Genomic DNA, 18,727 nt, shown 5'->3' with positions numbered 1-18,727 from the left:
GACGATCCGCTGGTCGGTCAAGCCGGGATCCATTTGCCGCGATGGTGAATGGCCCTTGAGGACTGAAGCACCGCGCGAAGGTGGATTCCAGCTCTCGCTGGAATGACGGCCTTGGGGTTGGGATGGTGATACGTCAGCGTCCGCGACCGCCCGGCGATACCTTCCCGGCACCCCGGAAATGCGCCTCGATCTGCTCCAGCGTCCGCCCCTTGGTCTCCGGTAGCAGGAATGCCGCCACCAGGAAGTACAGCACGGTGCAGGCAGCCCAGAAGAAGAACATGCTGGCGTAGCCGTAGTGGCCGACGGTGGGCAGGAAGATCGCCGCGATGGTGGTGGAGACGAACTGGTTGATCAGCAGGGCGATGCTCATGCCGTTGGAGCGGATGCGGGTGGGCATGAGTTCCGACAGCGCCAGCCACACGCACACGCCGGGGCCGACCGCGAAGAAGGCCACGAACACCAGGATGCAGGCGGCGACCGCCCAGCCGTGTGCCGGCGACGGCACCGCGCCGAGGCTGGCACGCTCGATCACCAGCGGCGCGTGCGCCGCTTCGGCCGGATCCGGGAACGGATTCAGGTGCAGCCGGCGGAAGAAGGCGCCGATGACGCTGTCGGCCTGCACGGTCTGGTCGCGACGCAGGACCACCTCGGGCGCGCCGGGCGCATCGCTGCGCAGCGATCGCACGTTGCTGAAACTTCCGTAGGCGTAGGCGATGGTCAGCTGCTGCGGTCCGGTCGCGCCGTTCACGCCGAGGCGGCGCCATTGCGCGGCGTCCAGTTCCAGCTTCAGTGCATCGCCGGCAATCTGCGATTGCAGCACCGGCGAGACATCGCGCTGGCCGCCTTCGGCGCGGACGAACAGCAAGGCGGCGGCCAGCAGCGCCACCGCGATGCCGCCGCTGCCGAGCATCAGCAGGAACTTGCGTCCCTTGCGATCCACCAGCACCAGCGCCACCACCGTCATCACCGCGTTGAGTACCTTGATCGCCACGTCGGCGCCGTTGGCGACCGCGCCGGGCAGACCGGCCTGGTTGAGGATGTTGACCGCGTAGGCCAGCACGGAGTTGATGCCGGTGGCCTGGGTGAAGGCGAGCACCGCGCAGGCCAGCAGGAACGGCCACACATAGCGACGGCTGAGCAGGCGGTCGCGCGCCTGCGGGCCGCCGGCGTCTTCCGGCGCCTGCATCCGTGCCAGTGTCATCTCGACCTCGCTGGCGGGAATGGTCCGGCACAGCGCGTCGCGTGCGCGTTGGATCCGTCCACGCCGTACCAGCCAGCGCGGTGATTCGATCAGCAGCAGTACGCCGGCGGTGAACACCAGGCCAGGCAGCAGGCAGCTCCAGAAAATCGTCCGCCACGCGTGATCCTTCGCGGCGAACAGCACGCGTTGCTGTTCGGCGGCGGTCAGTCCGCTTACCGAGGCTTCCGCCGCATCCACCGCGTGCGCGTGGTACAGGCCGATGACCGCCGCCAGCACCAGTCCGATGGTCAGCAGCAGCTGGAACATCGCCGCGCCGCGCCCGCGCCGTTCCGGCGCGAGCACTTCGGCCAGGTACAGCGGCACCACCACGCCGATCAGGCCGCCGCTCACGCCTTGCAGCAACCGGCCGAGCAGCAGTGGTGTATAGCCGGAGGCCAGCGCCATGATCGGAATGCTGAGGGTGAACAGCAGGCCGGCCAGGAACATCGCGCCGCGCCGGCCGATCAGATCCGCGATGGCGCCGGCGAACAGCGACGAAAGCACGCTGCCCAGCAGTACCGCCGCCACCACGAAGCCGAGCTGCTGGCTGGTGAGATGCCAGCTGATCGTGGCCGTGGCCTCCAGGTACGGCAACGCGCCGGCGATGATGCCGATGTCGATGCCATAGAGCAGGCCGCCCATGCCGGCGATGAACAGCAGGTAGCGCACCTGCCAGCGCGGAGAGGCGTCATGTGCGGGTGCGGCCAGGGTGGCGGAGGGATCGTTCATTCGGATGCCGGTCCTGTCGATTCATGCGCGCAAGGCGCTGGAAACACCGGCACGGGCGTACCGGTGCGGAGAACGAAAGCGGATCAGCCCAGCGGAATCGCGTCGCCTTCGACGAACACCTGCCGCACCTGAAGTTGCGGATCCAGGACCACCAGATCCGCCCACGCACCGGCCTGCACGCGGCCGCGATCGATCAGGCCCAGGTAGTCGGCCGGATAACGCGAGAGGCGGTTGGAGGCATCGGCGACATCGAGTCCCAGCGAGACCAGGTTGCGCAGTGCCTGATCCATGGTCAGCGCGCTGCCGGCCAGCGAACCGGCCGCCAGCCGTACGCAACCCAGGCACTTGAACACGCGCTGCGAACCCAGCGCGTATTCGCCATCGGGCATGCCGGTGGCGGCGGTGGCGTCGGTGACGCAGTACAGGCGTGGAATCGCCCGCAGCGCGGTGCGGATCGCCCCGGGATGCACGTGCTTCAGATCCGGAATCAGTTCCGCGTACTCGGCATGCGCGAGCGCGGCGGTGGCGATGCCCGGATGATAGTGGTCCACGCCGGTCATGCCGTTGAACAGATGGGTGAAACCGGCGGCGCCGGCTTGCAGCGCGGCCACGCCATCCTCGTAGCTGCCGGCGCTGTGGCCCAGCTGCACGCGGATGCCGAGTTGGTTGAGCTGCGGAATGAGCGCCTGGTGCGCGCCGATTTCCGGCGCCAGGGTCAGTACCCGGATGGGCGCCAGCGTGTGCAGGCGGCGGACCTGGTCGAGCGTTGCCTCGACCACCAGCGGCGGCTGCGCGCCCAGCCGCTCGATGCTGATGTAGGGGCCTTCCAGGTGCACGCCCAGCACCCGCGCCATGCCTTCGTCGCGCTTGGCGATGGCCGGCGCGAGGCCTTCCAGCGCCTGCACGATGTCGTCCTCGTGCGCGGTCATGGTGGTGCCCAGCAGCGCGGTGGTGCCGTGGCGCGCATGCGCGCGGGCCACGGTACGCGCGGCGTCGCCGCCCTGCATGATGTCCACGCCGTCGCCGCCGTGCACGTGCAGGTCGACGAAGCCGGGCAGGATCAGCGGCTCGTCGCCGTCGCCTTCGCCGGCATCCGGCGCGGGATGGAGCGCACGCACGCGCTGGTCGAACTCGATGGTTCCGCGCATCCAGCCGTCGGCGGTGAGGATGCGGCCCTGCAACGCGCGTGTCGCGGTCATGGCGGTGGTGGCTCGGCGATGATCACTTCGATGCCCAGTCGCTGCAGTCCTTCGCGGTACTCGGCGCTGATGCCTTCATCGGTGATGATGGTGTGGATCTGATCCAGGCGGGCGATGCGATGCAGGCTGACCCGGCCGAACTTGGAGGCGTCGGTCAGCACCACGATGCGGCGCGCACGCTCGACCATGCGGTGGTTGAGGCTGGCTTCGGCCTCGTGGTGGGTGGTCAGGCCGAATTGCAGGTCCAGGCCGTCCACGCCGAGGAACACGGTATCGAAGCTGTAGGTGTTGAGGCTGGCCTCGGCCTGGCTGCCGTGCAGCGACAGCGACTGCTTGCGCAGCAATCCGCCGGTCAGCAGCAGTTCCACGCCAGGCGCGTTGGCCAGTTCCCAGGCGATGTTCAGGCCGTTGGTCATCACGGTGACGTCGCGATGATCGCGCAGGTGCCGCGCCAGGGTCATCGTGGTCGAGCCGGAGTCGATGATGATGTTGTCGCCGGGCTTGACCAGGCGCGCGGCGTGCGTGCCGATGGACTCCTTCAGCGGATGGTTGAGCGCGTCCTTCTCGTGGATGTCCTGCTCGGTCGGCGGTGTGCGCACCAGGGTGGCGCCGCCGTGGTTGCGGGTGGCCAGGCCCTGCGATTCGATGTGGGTCAGGTCGGCGCGGATGGTCACCGACGACACCTCGAAGCGATCCACCAGATCCGCGACCTGCACGTTGCCGTGCTGGACCAGCAGCTGGAGGATCTGTTGCCGGCGTTGGCGGGTATTGCGCATGACGGACCTGTGGACGTTCGGAAGCGGAACCGGAAGCTTACCGTTCCGAAAGCGCGCTGGCTGCGGAAGTTTCGTTTCCGGACCGCGAACCCGTCTGGTTGCGGGCGCAGGCACGGGCGTACTCGCCCAGCCGCAGGGCAATCCGGTGCTGGATCAGCGCCAGTGGATCGGCGGTGAGGGTGCCGGCTTCGATGGCGCGCTGCTGTTCGGGCAGGAACTGGCTGAGCAGGATCATCGGCGGCGCGTGCCGGCGCAGGTTGGCAACCAGGCGATCCACCGCCGCCCTTACCTCCGGCTCGCCCCAGTAGTAGCGGCAGCGATCGCTGAGCGCGTAGCGGCGCAGCAGGCGCAGTTCGGCCGGGTCGCCGCTGTAGTGGTTCTGCCAATGCTTCGGCTTCTCCACCATGCAGCGATCCAGCACCTCGGGCAGATGCGAGCGTTCGGCTTCCGGCAGCAGTTCGTCCTCGATCGCCGCCAGCGCGAACAACGCCTCGCGATAGGCGAAGGTGGCGGCCGGGCCGACCTTGAGGATAGCGAAGTGATCCCGCACCAGCGCATGCAGCGCGGCTTCGGTCTGGTAGTCGGTGGAGTGCGCCTCGAACACGATGCGCGGCTGGGTCTGGACGAAATCCGACAATGCGGTGGCGGCGACCGGGTCGTAGCCATGCACCTGGCTGTGATCGAAATCCACGCCCGGCTGCACCACCATCGCGATGACCCGTTCCCAGGCCGGGGTCAGTTCCGGCGTGGAAAATGCCTGGCGGTGGATTTCCAGCGTGCGCGCGGCGGCGGCCGGCGTGGTGACCGCCAGACCGCCTTCCAGCGAAGCCTCGCCGCCGGGCACCGGCACTTCCGTGCCGATCACGTAGACCGGCGGCGGCAGCCCGGCGTCGGCGGCGGTGCGCTCGGCGATGACGGCCAGCTCGGCCGAGCGCGCGGCGACGATTTCGTCCGGCAGCGGATGCGGATCGCCGGCGCAGGACATGCTGCAGTCCAGATGGATCTTGTGGAAACCGGCGGCAACGTAGGCGGCGATCAGATCGCGCGCGTGCGCCATCGCCTGTTCGGCCGGGAGCTTCTGCCAGGCGTTGGGCCCCAGGTGATCGCCGCCGAGGATCAGGCGATCGGCGGGAAAGCCCTGCTGGCGTGCCAGCGTTTCGACATAGGCGCGGAACTGCACCGGATTCATGCCGGTGTAGCCGCCGAACTGATCAACCTGGTTGGAGGTGGCTTCGACCAGCAGCACCGTGTCGTACCGCCGCGCGACCTGCATCGACGCCAGCAATACCTGCTCGTTGCTGGAGCAGATGCTGTACAGGCCGACGTTTTCGCCTTTGCGATGCGCGGCAATCAGGGATTGGACAGCGGACACGGAACAGCCTCCGGGAAATATCAGGAAATCGGGTGGTGCTGGCGCGCCAGCAGTGCCGCGCCGCGCGCGCCGCCGGCATCGCCGAACACCGGCGGCAGGATCGGTGGCACCCGCACGCCGGTGAACAGATGGGCGGCGATCGCCGCCGGCAGTTCGCGGTACAGGCGCTCGTCCTTGGACAGGCCGCCGCCCAGCACGATGACGTGCGGGTCGATGGCCAGGATCAGGCTGGCCAACGCGTGGCCGAGCAGATCCCGGTGCACGTCGAGCGCCTGCGCGGCGAGCGCGTCACCCTGGCCCGCGCGCGCGATGATGGTCGCGGCATCGCCGTCGCCACCGAGGTGGCGATGGATCATCGCCAGTCCGCCGCCGGAGACGTAGCGCTCCACGCAGCCGCGCAGGCCGCAGGCGCAATCGATCACCGGCAGGCCGTGTTTCGCCAGCAGATGCGCGGCGACGCTCCAGTGGCCCCATTCGCCGGCGATGCCGTTGTAGCCATCGATCAGCCGGCCTTGCACGCAATAACCGCCGCCCGCGCCGGTGCCGAGGATGGCGCCGAACATGCTGGGCTGGCCATCGGCCGCGCCGCCATGGGCCTCGGACAGGGCGAAGCATTGCAGGTCGTTGCCGAAGTGCAGCGGCTGCGCGATTCGCGCCTGCAGATCGCGGCCGACGGTCTGGCCGCTCAGCGCCGGCACGTTGGCGCTGAGCTGGCGGCCGCTGGCGCGATCGACCACGCCGGGCAGGCCGATGCCGATCGCCTGCGCCGGCTGGCCGAGTTCCGTCCCGACTTCGCCAATCAGGCTGGCGACGGCGTGCAGGAAGGCCGGATAGTCGCGCGTGGGCGTGTCGATGCGGCGGCGGTGCAACACCTGCAGGCGCGCATCGCAGGCAACCAGTTCGATCTTGGTACCGCCGATGTCGATGCCGTAATAGTGCTGCATGGCCAGCTCCGGATCAGCCGTGAGCGTGGATGACCACGCCCTGCACGACACGGTTGACCGTGCCGTCGGGGAAGGGATTGTCGGGGGTCAGGCCGAGCGCGGCCGAGCGGCGCAATGCGTAGCGCTGCGCCAGGGTCAGCCATACCGGCGCCAGCCAGGGATCCGGCAGCGACGGCACCGCGAGCGGGAAATCGTCCGCCGCGCCGTCCTCCGCGCGTGGACCGACCGACAGCACGCGTCCGGCCACGCCGTCGCGACGCAGTTCGTCCAGCAGATCCTGCTCGTAGCGGCGGGCCACCGGCTGCGCGCTGCGCATCATGACCACCAGCGTGTCGGCGTCCAGCGTCGATTTCGGTCCGTGGCGGAAACCGAGCGGCGTATTGGCCAGCGCCAGCACGCGGCCCGCGGTCAGTTCCAGTACTTTCAGCGCCGCTTCGCGGGCGAGTGCTTCCAGCGGGCCGCTGCCCAGGTAGATCACGCGCGAGAAGGCGCCGTCACCGGCCAGCGCGGTGACCGCGCGTTCCCAGTCGGCGAGCGCGCGCCGGCCCAGCGCGGCCACCGTGTGCAGTTGTTCCAGGCGTTGCTCCCAGGGAGCACGATCGAACACCGCCAGCGCCGCCAGTTGCATGCAGGTCAGGCTGCTGGTCATCGCGAACGCGCGATCGCAGCTGGCCGGCGGCATCAGCAGGGTCAGCGTGTCGTCGCGGCCACGTCCGCGGCGCGCGAGTTCGCCTTCGCTGTTGCAGGTGATGTCGAGGAAACGGCTCAGGGCCACGCGTTCGCGCACCAGATCCACGGCGGCGATGCTTTCCGGACTGGAACCGCTGCGACCGAACGACACCAGCAGGGTGGGGCGTTCGCGTTCCAGGTACAGATCCGGATGGGTCAGCAGATTGGTCGTATGCAGTGCGCGCACGTCGGCGGGCCACTGCGCGTTGATGATGTCGGCGACCATTTCGGCGATGAAACCGGAACTGCCGGCGCCGGTGAAGATCACGCGATGACCGGGTTGGCGCAGCCAGTCGCCGAGGAACGCATCGATGGCGACCTGCCGGTCGGCCAGGGCTTCCGCCAGCGCATCCCACAACGCGGGTTGCTGGGCGATTTCTTCGGCGGTGTGGTGTCCGCCGAGGGTCTGCCAGGCGGACAAGTCGGAAAGCAGAGGAGCGTCCATTCATCGTTCCTGTTGGGCATGCGCACGATCTGTGTTTTCTTTCGAAATGTCAAATATCGAAAGATATTGGAAAGTTAGATGTGACTAGCATTTTTCTGCTTTCGGGATCGAAATAGCCCTACGGGTGCGATCGGAGATTGTCCTGTTAAGCGTCCTGAAGGAGTTGTGGCGAAAATGAATAGCGGGTTCTGAAAGTATTGCTTCGCAACAACTTTCGATATCCAGTAAATATCCTTCTTTTTTCTTTGCAATTTGTTGACATGTTTCGAGACGCTGCCCTAGAGTCGGCCGCAATGGTTTCGTACTCCCGCTCACGCGGGCCTGGGGAGCAAGTTGGAAACCCACGTTTGGCATCGCTGCAACCGCTTCGTCGCCCTCGCCTTGCTGGCGTTTGCCGCGAGTGCGCCCGCCTTTGCCGAAAACGTCGGCAACGTGCGCACCCTGCAGGCCGCACCGGCGCGTGATGGCACGCCCGGCTGGGATATCACCACCGACAGCGGCGCACGGGTACGCGTGGACCTGCTGCGTGCCGACACCCTGCGCGTGCAGGCCGGCCGCCAGGGCAAGCTGACGCCCGCCGGCGACAAGGCCGCGCCGATCGTGTTGCCGCAACCGGCGGGCAAGGTCGATTTCGCTTTCGAGGAAGACGCGCAGGAAGCGCGCATCCGCACCGGTGAGCTGGTGCTGCGTATCCAGCGCCAGCCGCTGCGCCTGTCGCTTGGGCGCGTGGCCGGCGATCAGGTCACGCCGCTGTGGCGCGAGTTGCAGCCGCTGGATCTGGACGCGCAGCAGAGCGTGCAGGTGCTGTCCAGCGAGGCAGGCGAACACTTCTACGGCGGCGGGCAACAGAACGGCCGCTTCGAGTTCAAGGGTCGCGAACTGGAAATCGCCTACTCCGGTGGCTGGGAGGAAGGCGATCGCCCGAGTCCCGCGCCGATGCTGTTGAGCTCGCGCGGCTGGGGCATGCTGCGCAATACCTGGAGCGACGGCAATTACGATCTGCGCCAACCGGACCAGGCCACCCTGCTGCACCGCGAGGACCGTTTCGATGCCTACTACTTTGTCGGCGCCGGCCTGCACGAACTGCTGGATCGCTACACCGCGCTGACCGGTCGTCCCGGATTGCTGCCGCGCTGGGCGCTCTCCTACGGCGACGCCGATTGCTACAACGACGGCGACAACAGGAAGAAACCCGGTACCGTGCCCGAAGGCTGGAGCGATGGCCCGACCGGTACCACGCCGGACGTGATCGACAGCGTCGCCCGCAAATACCGCGAGCACGACATGCCCGGCGGCTGGATCCTGCCCAACGATGGCTACGGCTGCGGCTACACCGATCTGCCCAAGGTCGTGCAGGGCCTGGCGCGCTACGGCTTCCGGACCGGGCTGTGGACCGAGAACGGCGTCGACAAGATTGCGTGGGAAGTCGGCAAGGCCGGCAGCCGCGTGCAGAAGCTGGACGTCGCCTGGACCGGCAAGGGCTACCAGTTCGCGATGGACGCCAACCAGTCCGCCTACAACGGCATCCTCGACAACTCCGACTCGCGCCCGTTCCTGTGGACGGTGATGGGCTGGGCCGGCATCCAGCGCTACGCCGTGGCCTGGACCGGCGACCAGAGCGCCAGCTGGGACTACATCCGCTGGCACATCCCGACCCTGATCGGTTCCGGCCTGTCGGGCATGGCCTACGCCACCGGCGATGTGGATGCGATCTTCGGCGGCAGCGCCGAGACCTACACCCGCGATCTGCAATGGAAGAGCTTCACCCCGGTGCTGATGGGCATGTCCGGCTGGTCGTCGGGCGCGCGCAAGCATCCGTGGTGGTTCGACGAACCGTACCGCAGCATCAACCGCGACTACCTCAAGCTGAAGATGCGCCTCACCCCGTACATGTACGGGCTGGCGCGCGACGCGGAAACCACCGGCGCGCCGATCGTGCGCGGCCTGATGTGGGATTACCCGGCCGATCCGCAAGCGTGGACCGAGGCGCACAAGTACCAGTTCCTGCTCGGCCGCGAACTGCTGGTCGCGCCGGTCTATCGCAGCCAGGCCGCCAGCCGCGGCTGGCGCCGCGACATCCATCTGCCGCGGGGCCGCTGGATCGACTACTGGGATGGCCGCCAACTGCAAGCCGACGCGAACGGCCGACGCATCGATCGCCAGGTGGAACTGGCGACCCTGCCGCTGTTCGTGCGCGCCGGCGCGATCCTGCCGATGTATCCGGAGATGCTGTACGACGGCGAGAAGCCGCTGGACGAACTGACCCTGGATCTGTATCCGCAGGGCGAGTCGAGCTACACCTTGTACGAGGACGACGGCAACACCCGCCGCTACGCCAAGGGCGAGTTCAGCGAACAGGCCATCCGCATGCGCGCGCCCGCGCAGGGAAGCGGCGAGGTGCGCGTCGAAATCGATCCGGTGCGTGGCCAGTACGCCGGCCAGCTGCCGCAGCGCCGCTATGCGCTGCGCGTGCTGAGCCGGACGAAGCCGAACGCGGTGGAACTGGACGGCCGCGCGCTCCCGCCACTGGCCGATCGCGCCGCCTTCGACGTCGGCGCCGAAGGTTGGTACTTCGATGCGAAGGAGCGTCGCGGCACCGTGCATGTGCGTAGCGCGCCCACCGACATCCGCCGCGCGCTGGCGTTCCGGCTGGACATCCCGGTCGCCGCGGCGCCGGCCGACGATGCCTTCCCAGCCGCGCCGGAACTGGGCCGCGCGTTGCCGGCCGACAGCCTGCTGGTGGTCAATCGTCCCGCCGAGGAACCCGGGCATCCGCTTGAGAACGCCTTCGACGACGATCCGGCTACCTGGTTCCGCACCGTGCGCAACCAGGCCGTGCGCACCGGCGCGCACGAGTGGACACTCGGTTTTGGCGAGCGCCGCCTGATCGACGGCATCGAACTGGCGCCGCGTACCGATCAGCACTGGAAGCACGGCCAGGTGCGCGACTACGAAATCTACCTGGCCGACAGCAACGGCGAATGGGGCGAGCCGATCGCGCGTGGCCGCCTGAAGCTGGAACAGGGCGCGCAGACGATCAGTTTCGCGCCGCGCGCCGGCCGCCTGCTGCGTTTCCGCGTGCTGAGTACGCAGAATCCCGACGGTGACGGCGCCGCCGGCAGCGATCCGATGGTGACGGCGGCGCAGGCCGGCACCGCGCGCGCATTCGATGCCTTGCAGCCGCGCGAGGTCGGGCCGATCACCCTGTCCACCTTCCGCGTGCTCGAACACCAGGATGCCGAGCGTCCGGCGCAGCAGCGTTATCTGTCCGAACTCGAATCGCCGGCCGGCGTCGCGCGGGATCGCGCCTTCGGCGGCCAGGCCGAGATGCGCATGAACGGTCTGCATTTCCGCCGCGGCCTGGGCGTGGGTGCGGAAAGCCGCATCGATATCGAACTGAAAGGCGGCTGGCGCCTGCTGCGCGCCGACCTCGGCATCGACGACAGCTGCCGCGAGGCCGGCGGCATGCAGTTCCAGGTCTGGGGCGACGATCGCCTGCTGTACGACAGCGGGATGGTGCGCGCGCCGGGCGTGGTCAAACCCGAACTCGACATCCGCGCCCTGCACCGCCTGAGCCTGCGCACCCTCGGCGCGCAGGGTGCGCGGCCGGCGCAGGTCTGCGGCAACTGGGCCAATGCTGTCCTGATGGGACAGGAGGGCGATACCGCCACCATTTCCCCGCCATAACCCGCTCCACAAAAAAGTTTCACGTCGTCTCCCCCGCCTAGTGACTGCGGCCCGTTGGCCGTGGCCCGGGACCGCTGTTGCCTCACGCAAGCCCATCCACCACAGCAGCGCCGCGCGCTGCACCCCCGAAACGAGGAGAGAACCCGATGTCGTCCGCAAGCCGCCGCCAACGCTGTATATCCATCACGCCACTGGCCCTAGCGCTGGGCACGGCGCTCGCCATGACCGGCACGGTCGCGGCGCAGACCGCCGAGACGCCGAAGGAAGACGGCAAGGCCACCGAACTGGCCCGCATCGAGGTCACCGGTTCCAACATCAAGCGCACCGACGTCGAGACCGCTTCGCCGGTGCAGATCATCAGCCGCCAGGACATCGAGAACATGGGTGCGCGCACCCTGTTGCAGGTGCTGGACAACCTGCCGGCCGCGCGCCCGGCGCAGCAGGACTTCAAGTCGCTGTTCACCGGTTCCGACGGCGCATCGCAGGCGAACCTGCGCGGCATGGGGGCGCAGGGCACGCTGGTGCTGCTCAATGGCCGCCGCCTGTCGTACTACGGCGCGCCGGCGGGTTTCCAGACCCAGTTCGTCAACATCGACGCGATTCCCGCCGCGGCGATCGAGCGGATGGAAGTGCTGACCGACGGCGCCTCGGCCGTGTACGGCACCGATGCGATCGCCGGCGTGATCAACGTCATCACCAAGAAGTCCTACCAGGGCCTCGAGGTCAACCTGACCACCGACAGCTCCTCGCGCATCACCAGCTACGGCGAACACCAGGCGAGCATCACCGGCGGTTTCGGCAACCTGGACGAGGACCGTTACAACGTCTACGCCTCGCTGAATCTGTATCGCCGCGACCCGATCCCGCTGAGCGACTGGTACGACAAGAAGCCCGGCCAGTACTACGTCAACAATCCGAACTACATCAACAACTTCCGCCTGGGTACCGGCAGTGCGCCGGGCACGTTCAATCCCGGCAGCTACTTCGCCTTCGATCCGGTTACCGGCCGGCGCGTGCAGGAAGCCGCGCCGGGCTGCCAGAACGTGGTCGTCGAGGCCGCCGGTCCCCGTTGCATCTGGCAGACCTGGATGAACAACGAGATTGACGCGGGCGCGAAGTCCGAGCGCATCACCGCCTACGTCAATGCCCACTTCCTGATCGGCGAAACCACCGAGGCCTTCGCCGAGGCGACCTACACCGACATCGATCTGCGCGCCAACGGCGGCACGCCGCGTGCATTCGGCACCACCACCGGCAATCCGACCAGCTGGTTCGCCCGCAATACCGGCACCAACGTCAACCAGTTCTTCTACCCCTACCTGGGCCCGAACAACGTCTACAACCACGCCAGTCCCGAACTGCGCGCGCTGATGGGCGGCGTGGTCGGCCTGCAGTACCTGATGCAGGACGTGGGCAAGAACCACTTCGGCCAGCGCAATACCGACAAGAGCTACCGAGGCCTGGCCGGCCTGCGCGGCAGCTTTGGCGACTGGAACTGGGAAACCGCGTTCGCCACCGCCGGCACCCATTCGGTCACCTACCAGACCGTCAACGTCAACCTGGACGGTTTCGCCCGGGCCTTCGGTCCGTTCACCGTCGATCCGGGCACCGGCCGCGTGATCATCTCGGACAATCCCGCCTACCGGTTCGGCGAGATCAGCGAGGCCAACGCGAAGCTGCTGCGCGAGGCCTATCCGACCTTCGACATCCAGTCCTGGACCCGCCTGCACACCCTGGACGGCAAGGTCGAAGGCCCGCTGTTCAACCTGCCCGCCGGCGAGGTACGCGCGGCCTTCGGCTTCAACGTCAGCCGCGAGACCTTCTATACGCCGGGCAATACGGATGCGGCCAACGGCAAGATCACCCAGCAGGGCGGTTCGTGGTTCGACGGCAAGCGCACCACCAGCGCGCTGTTCGCCGAAGTCGTGGCCCCGCTCACCGAGAAGCTGGAACTGGATGCGGCGCTGCGCGTGGACAAGTACCCGAACTTCGACGCCAACATCGCGCCGAAGATCGGCCTGAAGTACCAGGCGCTGCCGACGGTGATGCTGCGCGGCACCTACTCGGAAGGCTTCCGCGCACCGAGCCTGGCTGAAGCCGGCACCGGCGGCGTGTTCGCCCAGCTGGGCGGATTCGAGGACGACATCCGCTGCGACGAGACCAACGCGATCGCCAACCTGCTGTTGCAGTCGAATCGCCCGGGCGACGTCGATCTCGGCAATTCGCTGCTCAACGCCGACTGCAGCCGCACCGTGGCGCGCATGACCCAGCCGAACCAGAACCTGCAGCCGGAGAAAGCCAAGATAGCCACACTGGGCGTGGTGCTGGAGCCGTTCGACTGGCTGTCGGTGTCGGCCGACTACTGGTTCATCTACCGCCGCAACCAGATCGCCGCGCCGGACTACAGCAAGGAAACCGACATCGTGTCGATGACCCGCAATCCGATCACCGACAGCGACCGCGCCGCGGAAGCCGCGGTGGCGGCGATGTGCGCGGATCCGGCCAGCGGAGTGACCTGCCCGGGCACGCTGCCCACCTACAGCGTGGGCAACGTGGCCAGCGTGGTAGGCCAGTACAAGAACCAGGGCCGCACCCTGATCGATGGTTTCGATGTCGATGCGCGCGGTCATTTCCCGCTGGGCCAGTGGGGCGAGCTGAATGTCGGCGTGGCCGCGACCATCGCGCGCCGCAACGAGGCTTACCTGGATGATGAAACCCGCTGGTACTACGGCAACACGATCGGCTACTACGGCAACCCGCGTCTTCGCGCCACCTTGAATGCCGACTGGACCTACGGCGAGGTGACCACCAGCTTCTTCGTCAACTACGTCGGCAAGACCAAGTGGGCATGGGACCGCGTCGATGCGCAGGACAACTCGCCGGAAACCTGCACCGCCGGATCGCTGCCAGTGGATCCGGACAACTGCAATGGCGTGCCGGCCTGGTGGACCGCCAACCTGGGCCTGTCCTGGCGTCCGGATGACCACTGGCATGCCGGCTTCACCATCAAGAACCTGTTCAACCGGATGCCGTTCTACGATCCGAACAGCTTCCTGGGTGATTCCAGCGACTACGCCAGCATCTTCGGCCGCAGCTACAGCTTTACCGTAGGCTACAAGTTCTGACGAAACAAACGCGCCGGTCCGCCGGCGCCCTGTCACCGGGAGTCCCACTGCAAATGAAACGTAGAGAGTTCATCCTCGCGGGAGCCGCGCTCGGCGCGGCCACCCTGCTGCCGAGCACGCCGGCCTGGGCCAGCAAGCGCAAGATCCGGCTGGGCATGATCGGCACCGGCATGCGCGGCCAGGTCCTGCTGAAGGAGCTGCTGCGCCGCGAGGACGTGGAAGTGGCCGCGCTGTGCGACATCGAGCCGATCATGCTCAAGCAGGCGCTGGACATGGCCGCCAAGGCGGGCAAGCCGGCGCCGAAGGCATACGGACAGGACGGCGACACGCATGCCTACCGTCGCCTGCTCCAGCAGCGCGGCCTGGACGGCGTGATCATCGCCACGCCGTGGGAATGGCACGCGCCGATGGCGATCGAGGCGATGGAAGCCAAGGTGGCGGTCGGCTGCGAAGTCGTCGCCGGCATCACCCTGCAGGATCACTGGGACGTGCTGGCCGCGCAGCAGCGCACCGGCACGCCGTACATGCTGCTGGAAAACGTGTGCTACCGCCGCGATGTGATGGCGGCGCTGCAGATGGTGCGGGCCGGCCTGTTCGGCGAACTGGTCCACCTGCAGGGCGGCTACCAGCACGATCTGCGCGCGGTGAAATTCAACTCCGGTGATCCGGCCGAACCCTATGGCAGCGGCGTGGAATTCGGTCCCAAGGGCTGGTCGGAGGCACGCTGGCGCACCGAGCATTCGGTCCGCCGCAACGGCGAGCTGTATCCCAGCCATGGTATCGGCCCGTGCGCCATGTACACCGGCATCAACCGCGGCAACCGCTTCACCCACATCAACAGTTTCGCCACCAAGGCGCGTGGCCTGCACGAGTACACCGTGGCCAAGAGCGGCGGCACGACCCATCCCAGCACGCAGGCGAAATTCAAGCTCGGCGACGTGGTCACCACCACCCTGGCCTGCGAGAACGGCGAGACCATCCTCCTCCAGCACGACACCTCGCTGCCGCGTCCGTACTCGCTGGGGTTCCGCGTGCAGGGCACCAGGGGCCTGTGGATGGATCTCAACCAGTCCATCCACATCGAGGGCCGCAGTCCGGGGCACAAGTGGGAACCGTTCCAGGCCTACCAGGACGAGTTCGACCATCCGTTGTGGCGCAAGTACGCGCAGGATGCGGAAGGTGCCGGCCACGGCGGCATGGACTACTTCGTCATCCACGCCTTCGTCGAGGCGGTGAAGGCCGAGGCGCCGATGCCGATCGACATCTACGACGCGCTTGCTTGGAGCGCGATCACGCCGTTGTCGGAGCAGTCCATCGCCGAAGGCTTCAAGACCCTGGAATTCCCGGATTTCACCCAGGGCCTGTGGAAGTCCCGCAAGCCGATCTTCGCCTTCGACGCGAAGTATTGATGTAGAGCCGAGCTTGCTCGGCTCCCCGGGAAGGATGGATCGCACACAGGTAGAGCCGAGCTCGCTCGGCTCCCCGGGAAAGATGGATCGCGCGCAGCCGAGCAAGCTCGGCTCTACGATCAGCGGAAGCGCCGCGCGTAACCGACGTAGATCTGTACGTCGGGACTGTCGTCGTTGAGTCCGGCGTTGACGCCCGCGTCCCATTGGGCGTCTTCGCCGTGCTGCCAGCCGAACGACAACCCGGCCAGCGCCTCGGTAACGTGGCCTGCGCGATCGCGATCCCGGATCAGCGAGACTTCGAACGATCCGGACACCGCATCGCTCACCCCGAATCCCAGCCCGGCCACGGATCCATAGCTCAGGTGGCGGCCATCGCCGTCGCCGTCCACGGCGGCCTCGATCTGCGGGGTGAAACCCAGCGAGACCGCGCCCAGTTCGATGCTCATTGGCAGCCGCAGGCCGGCGCTCCAGTCTTCCGCGCCCACCGGCTTGCGGCCGCTGGGCAGGTTCACGTAGGGCATCAGCGCCAGCGAGAAGCCGCCGCCGTCGGGATTGCGCAGGTTCTGGCGCAGGGCGAGGCTGACATCGCCGAAACGCGAGGCCCGCGTGGTCGCGCCGGACAACGTGTCGCGTTCGCGCACACGGCCGTAGGCGGTCCAGCCCACCTGCGCCTCCAGCGTGTCGTTCAGGCCGAAGCGCAACAGCGCGTCGCCGATCAGGAATTGTTCGCTGCGCAGGCCGGGTGAACTGTCGCGGGTCCAGTCGGCCAGGCCAATCTCGAACACCGTGTCGCCGCGTTCCACCGTGCAGGCCGGCGTGCCAAGGCCCGGACGATCGGGACACAGGTCACGGGGTTCCGACGCCAGCACAGGCGCGGTCGCCAGCCATGCGGCGGCGAAAAGAAAACCACGCATCCTTCTCTCCCTCGATCTCCGGTCCAGGCATTGAACCGGGGCGGGCGACGAGAATCAATGCCGCGGCGATCGCGCCATCACTCGTCGTCGTGATCGGGCAACGGCGATGCAGGAGCGCCTGGCGTGAACTCGCCTGGTTTGACGTAGGCGGCGAAGACGATGTCGATGACTTCGGCGCCATCGCGCATCAGATCGAACAGCTCCGGTTCCAGCATCGCGCTGTAGAGCACGCCGGACAGGCTGGCGTGCAGGATGCGCGATGCCGTGGCCGCATCCGCGTCGTCGCGGAGTTGGCCCAGATCCCGGGCGCGCTGGAAGGCGAGGGTGATGATCTCCAGTTCCTCGAGCGTGCTTTCGTGCTGCAGGTCCTGCATGGCCTGGCTTTCGGCCGACAGGTCATTGCGCAACATGATCTCCATCATGTTGCGTGCGCGCTCGTCCTCCGCCAGTTCCTGGATGGACACCAGCAATGCCGAACGCAGATCCAGCACCGGCGTGGTGCGCTTGGGAGAGTAGGTGCGGCGCAGGCGCTGGATGAAGGTGACACGCTCGCGGTTGATCATCGCCTCGAGCACCTCGGTCTTGTTCTTGAAATGCCAGTAGACCGCGCCGCGGGTATAGCCCGCGCGGGCGCCGATCATCGCCAGGGTGGTGCCGGCGACCCCGTGTTCGTGGAAACAGGCCTGGGCGGCGTCGAGGATGCCTTCCCGCGTCGCCTGCGCTTCTTCTTTGGTTTTTCTGGCCATCTGCCTTGCGCATTCGCTGGGTGAAACCGGGCTGAATTGTACCGGTTTGCAAACAAACATTCATGCATGTATATTTCGCGCCCTGCACTGGACCCAGCCGGATGCCGCGCTCCGCGAGTAGCCAGGCCCGGTGCTCGTTTCCCGCTTTTTGACGGCCACTTGGCGCCGATAAGGCGCCTTTTGGCCGCCAATTGGCGCCCGAATCCTTACTTCGACCCCACCGCCATGTCCCGAATCCCGCTCCCCTTCCTCGCCCTGTCGCTGGCGATCGGCCTGTCCCTGTCCGCCTGTGGCGGTGGTGAACCGGAGGCGCCCCAGGGCGGCCCCGGCCAGGTCACCGTGACCACCTTGAAGACCGAACAGGTCGGCCTGACCCGGGAACTCCCCGGCCGCACCCAGGCGTTCCTGGTCGCCGAAGTCCGCCCGCAGGTCAACGGCATCGTTGCCCGCCGGCTGTTCACCGAAGGCGGCGTGGTCAAGGCCGGGCAGGCGCTGTACCAGCTCGACGACGCCAGCTATCGCGCCCAGGCCAACACCGCCCGCGCGCAGCTGGCGCGCGCCGAGGCCACCGCCCACGCCGCCCGCCTGAGCGCGCGCCGCATCGGCGAGCTGGCGAAGATCGACGCGGTCAGCCAGCAGGATCTGGAGAACGCCGTCGCCGCGCAGCAGCAGGCCGACGCCGATGTCGGTGCCGCCCGCGCCTCGCTGGACGCGGCCAACGTGACCCTGGGCTATGCGCGGATCACCGCGCCCATCAGCGGCCGCATCGGCAAGTCCACGGTCACCCAGGGCGCGCTGGTCAATGCCGGCCAGGCCGAAGCGCTGGCCACGGTGCAGCAACTGGATCCGATCTACGTCGACCTCAGCCAGTCCTCGGCCGAATTGCTGCAACTGCGCCGCGAACTGGCGGCCGGGCGATTGCAGGACAACCAGCAACTGCCGGTGAGCATCCTGCTCGAAGACGGCAGCACCTTCGATCACAAGGGCACGCTGGAGTTCTCCGAAGTCAGCGTCGATCCCGGCACCGGCAGCTTCGGCCTGCGGGTGAAGGTCGACAATCCCGAGGGCGTGCTGATGCCCGGCATGTATGTGCGCGCGGTGATCGGCGGTGGCGTGCGCAACGACGCGCTGCTGGTGCCGATGCAGGGCATCGCCCGCGACCCGAAGGGCGATACCACCGCGATGGTGGTCGGCAAGGACGGCAAGGTCGAAGTGCGGCCGGTCAAGGTCAGCCGCGCGCTGGGCGACAAGTGGCTGGTCGAGGACGGCCTCAAGGCCGGCGACAAGGTCATCGTCGAAGGCCTGCAGAAGATCGGCCCCGGCATGCCCGTGCACGCCACCGAGCGGGATGCCAAGCCGGCGAGGACCGCGACGTCCACGGTGCCGGCCGCCGCCCACGGCGCGCGGTAAGC

General features: G+C 67.7%; 12 protein-coding genes. 4 read left to right on the top strand and 8 right to left on the bottom strand.

Translation table 11 applies throughout. From position 1 onward, the window contains the following. Window positions 1–133: 133 nt before the first annotated feature. The 6 genes from IB228_RS09300 to IB228_RS09275 form a co-directional block, all read right to left on the bottom strand. Window positions 134–1,969 carry an MFS transporter gene (locus IB228_RS09300; protein WP_192198186.1) on the bottom strand — a complete coding sequence of 612 codons (1,836 nt, stop codon included), beginning with the start codon at window positions 1,967–1,969 and terminating at the stop codon, window positions 134–136. 83 nt (window positions 1,970–2,052) lie between these two features. Beyond that, window positions 2,053–3,168, bottom strand: coding sequence for an N-acetylglucosamine-6-phosphate deacetylase (gene nagA, locus IB228_RS09295; RefSeq protein ID WP_183640104.1), 1,116 nt, complete (start codon window positions 3,166–3,168; stop codon window positions 2,053–2,055). Continuing rightward, a complete protein-coding gene (locus tag IB228_RS09290) occupies window positions 3,165–3,944 on the bottom strand; it encodes a DeoR family transcriptional regulator (RefSeq protein WP_183640106.1) in 780 nt (259 codons plus the stop codon). The genes nagA and IB228_RS09290 overlap by 4 nt, the downstream gene beginning before the upstream one ends. A 37-nt stretch (window positions 3,945–3,981) precedes the next feature. Next, window positions 3,982–5,316, bottom strand: a complete 1,335-nt coding sequence (locus IB228_RS09285) for a D-tagatose-bisphosphate aldolase, class II, non-catalytic subunit (protein WP_192198185.1) — start codon at window positions 5,314–5,316, stop codon at window positions 3,982–3,984. 20 nt (window positions 5,317–5,336) lie between these two features. Continuing rightward, window positions 5,337–6,260, bottom strand: coding sequence for an ROK family protein (locus IB228_RS09280; RefSeq protein WP_192198184.1), 924 nt, complete (start codon window positions 6,258–6,260; stop codon window positions 5,337–5,339). A gap of 13 nt (window positions 6,261–6,273) precedes the next feature. Further along, window positions 6,274–7,434: an SIS domain-containing protein gene (locus IB228_RS09275; protein WP_192198183.1), complete on the bottom strand. Its 1,161-nt coding sequence runs from the start codon at window positions 7,432–7,434 to the stop codon at window positions 6,274–6,276. 381 nt (window positions 7,435–7,815) lie between these two features. Between IB228_RS09275 and IB228_RS09270 the strand changes: the two genes are divergently transcribed. From IB228_RS09270 to IB228_RS09260, 3 genes are all read left to right on the top strand, one after another. Continuing rightward, on the top strand, window positions 7,816–11,121 hold the full coding sequence (locus IB228_RS09270) for a TIM-barrel domain-containing protein (protein WP_192198391.1): 3,306 nt from the start codon (window positions 7,816–7,818) through the stop codon (window positions 11,119–11,121). 146 nt (window positions 11,122–11,267) lie between these two features. Beyond that, window positions 11,268–14,246 (top strand): TonB-dependent receptor, encoded by a 2,979-nt coding sequence (locus IB228_RS09265; RefSeq protein WP_183640115.1) that lies wholly within the window; start codon window positions 11,268–11,270, stop codon window positions 14,244–14,246. A 53-nt stretch (window positions 14,247–14,299) separates the two neighbouring features. After that, window positions 14,300–15,655, top strand: a complete 1,356-nt coding sequence (locus tag IB228_RS09260; protein ID WP_192198182.1) for a Gfo/Idh/MocA family oxidoreductase — start codon at window positions 14,300–14,302, stop codon at window positions 15,653–15,655. A 119-nt stretch (window positions 15,656–15,774) separates the two neighbouring features. Here IB228_RS09260 and IB228_RS09255 read toward each other — a convergent pair whose 3' ends face one another. Both IB228_RS09255 and IB228_RS09250 read right to left on the bottom strand, forming a co-directional pair. After that, window positions 15,775–16,569 (bottom strand): transporter, encoded by a 795-nt coding sequence (locus IB228_RS09255; protein WP_192198181.1) that lies wholly within the window; start codon window positions 16,567–16,569, stop codon window positions 15,775–15,777. A gap of 77 nt (window positions 16,570–16,646) precedes the next feature. After that, window positions 16,647–17,315, bottom strand: coding sequence for a TetR family transcriptional regulator (locus IB228_RS09250; protein WP_141454746.1), 669 nt, complete (start codon window positions 17,313–17,315; stop codon window positions 16,647–16,649). Window positions 17,316–17,540: 225 nt separating this feature from the next. Between IB228_RS09250 and smeD the strand changes: the two genes are divergently transcribed. Next, the gene (smeD, locus tag IB228_RS09245) at window positions 17,541–18,725 is read left to right on the top strand and encodes a multidrug efflux RND transporter periplasmic adaptor subunit SmeD (protein WP_192198180.1); all 1,185 of its coding nucleotides are present in this window, start codon (window positions 17,541–17,543) and stop codon (window positions 18,723–18,725) included. Window positions 18,726–18,727: the final 2 nt, after the last annotated feature.

Source organism: Pseudoxanthomonas sp. PXM04 (genome assembly GCF_014851695.1).
Classification (GTDB): domain Bacteria; phylum Pseudomonadota; class Gammaproteobacteria; order Xanthomonadales; family Xanthomonadaceae; genus Pseudoxanthomonas_A; species Pseudoxanthomonas_A beigongshangi.
This window is presented reverse-complemented; position numbering and strand designations above follow the sequence as displayed.

Excerpts from the sequence above, each read along its gene's own strand:
- IB228_RS09300 (WP_192198186.1), bottom strand. The coding sequence starts at position 1,969 with ATGAACGATCCCTCCGCCACCCTGGCCGCACCCGCACATGACGCCTCT.
- nagA (WP_183640104.1), bottom strand. The coding sequence starts at position 3,168 with ATGACCGCGACACGCGCGTTGCAGGGCCGCATCCTCACCGCCGACGGC.
- IB228_RS09290 (WP_183640106.1), bottom strand. The coding sequence starts at position 3,944 with ATGCGCAATACCCGCCAACGCCGGCAACAGATCCTCCAGCTGCTGGTC.
- IB228_RS09280 (WP_192198184.1), bottom strand. The coding sequence starts at position 6,260 with ATGCAGCACTATTACGGCATCGACATCGGCGGTACCAAGATCGAACTG.
- IB228_RS09275 (WP_192198183.1), bottom strand. The coding sequence starts at position 7,434 with ATGGACGCTCCTCTGCTTTCCGACTTGTCCGCCTGGCAGACCCTCGGC.
- IB228_RS09265 (WP_183640115.1), top strand. The coding sequence starts at position 11,268 with ATGTCGTCCGCAAGCCGCCGCCAACGCTGTATATCCATCACGCCACTG.
- IB228_RS09260 (WP_192198182.1), top strand. The coding sequence starts at position 14,300 with ATGAAACGTAGAGAGTTCATCCTCGCGGGAGCCGCGCTCGGCGCGGCC.
- IB228_RS09255 (WP_192198181.1), bottom strand. The coding sequence starts at position 16,569 with ATGCGTGGTTTTCTTTTCGCCGCCGCATGGCTGGCGACCGCGCCTGTG.
- IB228_RS09250 (WP_141454746.1), bottom strand. The coding sequence starts at position 17,315 with ATGGCCAGAAAAACCAAAGAAGAAGCGCAGGCGACGCGGGAAGGCATC.
- smeD (WP_192198180.1), top strand. The coding sequence starts at position 17,541 with ATGTCCCGAATCCCGCTCCCCTTCCTCGCCCTGTCGCTGGCGATCGGC.